Below are 6,481 nucleotides of genomic sequence, written 5' to 3' on the forward strand. Positions count from 1 at the left end.
CAAGCAATCTTTGATATTGAACCACAAATCATATATTAGAGTAGTAAAAAAGTTCTATCTAACTGCGATCGCCTCATGTCCCCAAAGACTCATACCAACTTCCTCGCAGCCTTCGAGCCCAATCAAGTCTACCAATCGCTCACAGAGGGTCGCATAACCAGTGATGTTTTTCAGGCGGGTGACTTAGTTTTACCTTCAGGGCGTATTATTGCGTGCGACCCCGGTTGGCTGTGGTGCAAAGACGTTGACCCGTTTAGCAGAACCGTTCCACCAGGGCGCTATCCTGTGTTGCTAAGTGTGGTTGACTATTGGACCATTGCCTGTGCGATGGTTAAGTTTTGCTCTGAATCCCCTGTCCGTTGGGAGATGGCTCTGCGTCCAGGTGAGGATTTGGCCGAGTTAAGACGGAATCAGTTTTTTACCTATGGTGTTGATGCGGGACTGGGATGTTTTGTCGATCCTCAGGTAGTTGAGCGACGTTCTGATGAAGAATTGCAGTGTCTAGTCGAGGATGCCATTGAACAAAAGATTCAATTGGCTCACTGGCTAGCAGCTCAGGAGCTGGTAACTCTATTGACCTACCCATCTCAGCAAATTGTGGATCACAGTGGCTTCAATCTCACCCTAGACCCCGATATGGACACTTTCAATCTTACCCTAGACCCTGATACTGGGGCCAATGCGATCGCATTTGGAAGTGGATACGGGGATGGTAGCTATGCCAGTTATTGGGGGTTCACAGCCGATGAGGAACTGGCTTGTTTGGTCACTGATTTCCGGGTACTGCTTGAGCACATCACGGAAAATATCGAGATTGAAGTTACAAGCTTCCTAGAAAAATCCATAGAGCATCGTGACTTGGATCGGCTTGAGATGGCTATAAGACTCAGCGTTAATCGCCCAAGTTGGGTTCAGCTTAGTGATGATTTCATCAACGATCAACCCAGCAACCCAGATTGCATACTGGTTTTGGAAGGACAGGGGCGCCAGCCTTGGAGCGTCAATTTAGAGCCGGGCGGTCGATTTTCCGGCTGTCCTATGATGATGGTTTCAGAATGGATAGAAGAGGATAGGTGGTACAGAGAATATTGGTTCAATGAGCCGTTGCAAGCCAATGCAGTATTGAAGATCACACTTAATTCTGAGGTTTATCCACTTCAACCTGTGACAACAAATGCGTGATTGTGCCCCGAATCAATGACTTCTCCAATTTCTCCCGCTCGCCGTTTTTTTAAATATCGAATTGCCCTGCTCATCAGTATAATCGTGATTATCCCTTTAGGTTATGTGGTGAGATTTTCTCGCGGCCCTGCACCGGAATGGTTCAACGACTCTTTTGGGAGCATAGCTTATGAGGTATTTTGGATTTTGCTGGTAGTTTTGATATTGCCGCGATTTTCGCAAATTAGGGCGGCTGTAGCTGTGTGTCTAGCTACCTGCGGAGTAGAGTTTCTCCAACTGTGGACTCCTCCGTTTTTACAAGCAATGCGAGCTACTTTACCCGGAAGGCTGATTTTGGGAAATCACTTTAGTTGGTCCGATTTTATCTCTTATTGTGTGGGGAGTTTTTTAGGTTGGTTGTGGGTGCGGTGGCTTCATTTCACTTGCTTCCGCTTGTAATTTGTACAGCATTTAAATTGTATATTTCCATGACCATATTCAAAATGGTCAAATCCTCTCCCCATCTCTCGAACACCATAGACAATCTAGATGCACAAAAGCTTAATGATATGGTTGCGGTTATTTTCACTTTAGCTAAGCGATCTGGTTAACTTAGAATTGAGAATTCTTAGGAGTTGAAGTGGGAGCTATATTTCCGCGATCGCGCCACAGCAACAATGGAATAGTTAATGTTCCTAAAATCATCACAGTTCCAGTCATAATCCAAACTAGCACACGATTTGGGCGATAATCACCTCGCTCAATTTGCCAGAAAACTCGATTATAACGCCATGCTGCTAAGGGAATGACCGCAATCCCAAAAACGACCAGACTCAGCCCTAAAGTTTCGGAGTTGAAGAAGGGAGGGGAGGAAACTTCTTGCTGAGTCACTGTAGCTTGAAATTGACGCAGAAATAAACTGAATCGAGCGATCGCCAACCCAAAACCAATTAAACCGATTGAAGTTCGTAACCATGCAAGAAAGGTGCGTTCATTTGCCTGATGTTCGCGCTGTCGGTCTATTTTAGCACCCTTGTTCATCAGCCCTACCTTTATAAAATATCTTAAGCTTTCCCTCGTTGATTATTGTTTCACTTGTGATTGCGGAGGGAAGTATCGGTATTGCGATCGTGATTCATCATCACCAAAAAATATAGTATCAGTAAATCGACAAAAAAGCGATCGCCTCCATCTCTACCAACAGAAAAGAAGAGGACACAGCATTGCTGTGTCCCTACAAATACCCTAGTTAAAACCCAGTTTAAAAAGACTTAGCCGCACTGCCGGACTGAGCCTTTTTCTCCAACCAATCCTTACCCAATCTAATTGTTACGTCGGACTGCAAAGAACCGGTACTCTCAACCAGCACATCTCCAAAACCCAAAAACTGGCGAATCGCTTGAGCACCTTTAAGATCGCCCTGTTGAGCTACTAGAGTAGTTACCTCCAGCGGTTCGGGCCAAGCTTTATAAACCTGAACATTCCGATAACCTGCTTGAGTCAAATTATTGACAAAAGCTTCAACAGCCGATGGATCTCCGGTACTATCTTGAATCGCCACCTTCAGAAAAGTCGAATCAGCATTCTCAATTGTCCAAGTATTTTGGCCGAAGTCAAAATGTTCCGCCACCAGAGTTTCGATGGCATATTGGTCTGGCAACCAAAAACTTGACTTGTAGTCCTTAGAATCGCTAAATTTACCGGGAACCATCAACATCTGCACGCCGGCGCGATCGGTTTGAGTAGCAAAACCAGCCAAAGCCACTAATTCTTCTATACTCAAATTCGTGTCAAGGTGAGACTGAATCACCGACAAAATCTTCGGCAAGCGAGAAAGCAAACCTACATTTACTTCCTGTTCTACAAAAGCCCGCATCAACAATTGCTGGCGCTGCACCCGCCCGATATCGCCCAAATCGTCGTGCCGATAAAGCAAATATTGCACGATTTGTTCGCCGTTGAGTTTCTGCTTGCCAGCCTTTAAATTTATATATAAATGCTGGCTTTCATCGGTATACTTCATGTCCTTAGGGACATTAATAGTAATGCCACCAAGTGCATCTACCAAACTTTTGATGCCTTGAATATTGACTGTGACATAGCGGTCAATTCCCACGCCGCCCAAGAGTCCGCTGACTGCCTTCGCTGACGAAGCTGGGCCCCCGTAGTAATTAGCTTCGTTTATTTTCACCTCGCCCCTACCTTCGACATAGGTGCGGGTATCTCGCGGAATGGAAAGCACGCTTAACTTTTTATTTTGAGGGTCAAACCTGACCAACAGCATGGTATCGGTTAACCCCTTGAAAGAGTTCTGCCACACCTCGTATCCCAGCTCCTTATCCGCATGGCCATCGATGTCTGAACTCAGAACTTTAAGTCCTAAAACTAAAATATTAACTGGGCGAGTCAGCTCCGGCATCTTCATGTTGAGCTTTGCCATGTCGCCTTGAGAAAATACCGCCGCTTCTTCAGGGCTCAACTTTTGTTGCTGAAGCGGCGTTGTGGAAAGCGAGACGGCTAGCAACGCTCCGGCTGTGGCTGAGAGCATGGCTACTCCCGCCAAACCAAAACCAAAACCCAGCCAGCGGCCTCGATGGGGCTGGGAAGTTTTTTTGGTGGCAGGTTGAGCGGTTGATTGTTGGATAGGGTCTTGATTAGGAATTTTTTGAGCTGGCACTGGCTTCCTCACACACAACAAAAATAAAAAAAGATAATGGCAATATGTAGTATCAAGCTGAAGACGCAATCAATCAATACCGTAGGGGCTTAAAAGAACCCTAAATTATGATAAATGTTTGCCCACCACTTGCTCGGCTACGCGGCTAATTCCGGGCAACCATAGCGGTTGACGCTTCCAGAGGCGAACCATCAGTCCCAGAGCAACGATGAAATAGCTGGTTGTTAGCAGGCTACTCATTAATAACATGGGAAGTGTCGGAGATTCCGTAGAAATCGCTCCAGCTTCTAAAAGAATGTGTCCTAAGAGCCAACTAAAAGCAAGGGCAATTGCCAAGCGGCTGACGGCTTTGCGTTCGGGGGTGCCCTGACGACGGTAAAGAGTCCACAGGGCGGGGAAAAAGCCGATGACTGGGATCATTAATACAAACAGACTGGCACGATCGAGTTCAGGATTTTCTAAGGGATCTCTATTTTTCATAATTCGCTACTCAAAATTTGCAGAAGGTCAGATTTTGCACAAAAGTTATTTGTTAGAGGGAAAATTTATATCCTAAACCAAAATTCGGAGAGCTGGGGTGGTGCGATCGCCAAACTTGTCTGTCAGAGGCAAAATTTTTCTGCCATCCCAATCTCGCGACCGATCGTTGGCAACTTTTCGACCCGGAGACCCGTATTTTGATAAACTGGATACAGCACAGCAGTCAGGAGAACAGACTTAGCCATGACCCAATCCCAAAAACCCATCGTTATTGCTCCATCCATATTATCAGCCGATTTTAGCCGTCTTGGAGAAGAGATTCAGGCTGTCGATCGAGCTGGGGCTGACTGGATTCACGTAGATGTGATGGACGGTCGCTTTGTTCCTAATATTACTATCGGGCCGCTGATTGTTGAGGCAATTCGCCCTGTTACTACCAAGGTGATCGATGTCCACTTGATGATTGTGGAGCCCGAGAAGTACGTCGAGGACTTCGCTAAGGCTGGTGCTGACATTATTTCGGTTCACGCGGAACACAATGCTTCGCCTCACTTGCACCGCACCCTCGGCCAAATTCGGGAATTGGGCAAAATGGCTGGTGTGGTTCTGAATCCTTCGACGCCGCTGGAGTTGATCGAGTACGTGCTGGAACTTTGCGATTTGGTGCTGATTATGAGCGTCAATCCCGGCTTTGGCGGTCAAAGTTTTATCCCGGCTGTTTTGCCGAAAATTCGCCAGTTGCGTAAAATGTGCGACGACAAGGGCCTCGATCCTTGGATTGAGGTAGATGGCGGTTTGAAGGGGAACAATACTTGGCAGGTTCTGGAAGCAGGCGCAAATGCGATCGTCGCTGGTTCTGCTGTGTTTAAGGCGAATGATTACGCAGCCGCGATCGAGGGTATCCGCCACAGCAAGCGTCCGACTCCTGAGTTGGCTGCGGTTTAATCAAAGATTTTTCGAGTTTTTCTGGTTTTTCTCGTTCCCAGCCTGCTTTGGCTGGGAACGAATTTTTAGACTCGGTTTCCAAGAGTGATGAATTACTTATTTGGAGACAGAGGCGAGAATGCTTTCCATCTCAGAAAGCTCGATCGCGCCGGAGAAAGTTTGGCCGTTCATAATAAAAAATGGAGTGCCTTCAATGCCCAGTTGTTGAGCAAGTTGCACGTCTTTCTGAATGGCGGCTTCGGCAGCAGGGCTGTTGCGATCGGTGTTAAATTTATCTAATTTTAGATTGAGCTTTTGGGCGATCGATGTGTACAATGGTTCGCCTAACTCTTTCTGCCCTTCAAACAAAGCGCTGTAGTATTCCCAAAATTTGCCCTGCTGTTGGGCAGCCCAAGCTGCTTTAGCTGCTGGCAGCGCTTGAGGGTGAATTGAAGTCAAAGGAAAATGCTTGTAAGCTAAAGTAACTTTGTCCTGGTGTTTTGCCATAAACTGCTTGACAGTATCGTGAGCGCGCGCGCAAAACGGACATTGAAAGTCAGAGAATTCTAAAAGTACAATCTGCTGCGAAGCTGATCCCGTGCTGGGAGAATCCCCGATCGCAGATTTGGGATTAGTTTTCATCTCCTGCAAAAATGACTGCTGCGCTGCTTTAAGAGACTGCTGCTGCTGTTGCTGGTACGCTTGTACCGACTCTATAATTGCTTGCGGGTTTTCGCGGATAATCTGCAATACTTGCTCTTTCAACTTGGGATCGGCTGAATTGCCAGCCGCTGACTGCGCGGGGGAACAACCGATAAATACCAGGCAACCTGCCAGGAGTACAGCCAAGCAGAAAGCTTGCTGGGTGCGGAGTTTTCGCCAAATAGTGGATACGTTCATCTTTTTTTCTGATTCACGGCAACACTTAATCCTACATTTAATTTTGCGGAGTGTCAGGTATACCGCTGTTGACTGCTGTGCAGTTATTTTTATCTGCGATCAATATTTATTCAGTAGCAATCGGTAATTCGTAGTCGGTAATTGCCAAGGGGTGTTAATCACCCGAATACCGACTAACCTAATAATTAAGATTTAAATCATTGGAATTTATTATAATATAATCTCCCCTCAAACGATCCCAACAAAAAAGGTTTGTAGTGAGGACTTTAGTCCAATGGCACTGAAAAAGTGAACTCAAAAAAATCTGTAAGGCAATATATATATAGATCATTGCCTTAC

At 46.1% G+C, this 6,481-nt stretch carries 8 protein-coding genes; 3 read left to right on the plus strand and 5 right to left on the minus strand.

What is annotated here, in order from left to right:
• The first annotated feature begins 75 nt into the window (after positions 1–75).
• The gene (locus QUB33_RS23555) at positions 76–1,182 is read left to right on the plus strand and encodes a DUF4241 domain-containing protein (RefSeq protein WP_333355071.1); all 1,107 of its coding nucleotides are present in this window, start codon (positions 76–78) and stop codon (positions 1,180–1,182) included.
• Positions 1,183–1,197: 15 nt separating this feature from the next.
• A complete protein-coding gene (locus tag QUB33_RS23560; protein ID WP_333355074.1) occupies positions 1,198–1,620 on the plus strand; it encodes a DUF2809 domain-containing protein in 423 nt (140 codons plus the stop codon).
• Between the two features lie 153 nt (positions 1,621–1,773).
• Here the strand turns inward: QUB33_RS23560 and QUB33_RS23565 are convergent, their stop codons facing one another.
• The 4 genes from QUB33_RS23565 to QUB33_RS23580 all read right to left on the minus strand — a co-directional run bounded on the left by QUB33_RS23565 (position 1,774) and on the right by QUB33_RS23580 (position 4,563).
• On the minus strand, positions 1,774–2,202 hold the full coding sequence (locus QUB33_RS23565; protein WP_333355077.1) for a DUF202 domain-containing protein: 429 nt from the start codon (positions 2,200–2,202) through the stop codon (positions 1,774–1,776).
• A gap of 220 nt (positions 2,203–2,422) precedes the next feature.
• Positions 2,423–3,838, minus strand: a complete 1,416-nt coding sequence (locus QUB33_RS23570) for an LCP family protein (protein WP_333355080.1) — start codon at positions 3,836–3,838, stop codon at positions 2,423–2,425.
• 105 nt (positions 3,839–3,943) lie between these two features.
• On the minus strand, positions 3,944–4,318 hold the full coding sequence (locus tag QUB33_RS23575) for a hypothetical protein (protein ID WP_333355083.1): 375 nt from the start codon (positions 4,316–4,318) through the stop codon (positions 3,944–3,946).
• A 122-nt stretch (positions 4,319–4,440) separates the two neighbouring features.
• On the minus strand, positions 4,441–4,563 hold the full coding sequence (locus tag QUB33_RS23580) for a hypothetical protein (RefSeq protein WP_333355086.1): 123 nt from the start codon (positions 4,561–4,563) through the stop codon (positions 4,441–4,443).
• Here QUB33_RS23580 and rpe point away from each other — a divergent pair.
• A complete protein-coding gene (gene rpe / locus QUB33_RS23585) occupies positions 4,562–5,263 on the plus strand; it encodes a ribulose-phosphate 3-epimerase (protein ID WP_006632078.1) in 702 nt (233 codons plus the stop codon). The genes QUB33_RS23580 and rpe overlap by 2 nt on opposite strands.
• Positions 5,264–5,359: 96 nt before the next feature.
• On the opposite strand, the gene QUB33_RS23590 is transcribed toward rpe, so the two are convergent.
• Complete coding sequence (locus tag QUB33_RS23590; protein ID WP_333355089.1) at positions 5,360–6,142, minus strand: DsbA family protein; 783 nt, start codon at positions 6,140–6,142, stop codon at positions 5,360–5,362.
• Between the last annotated feature and the right edge of the window lie 339 nt (positions 6,143–6,481).

Origin of the sequence: Microcoleus sp. B3-A4, from assembly GCF_036705385.1 — a bacterium.
GTDB lineage: Bacteria > Cyanobacteriota > Cyanobacteriia > Cyanobacteriales > Microcoleaceae > Microcoleus.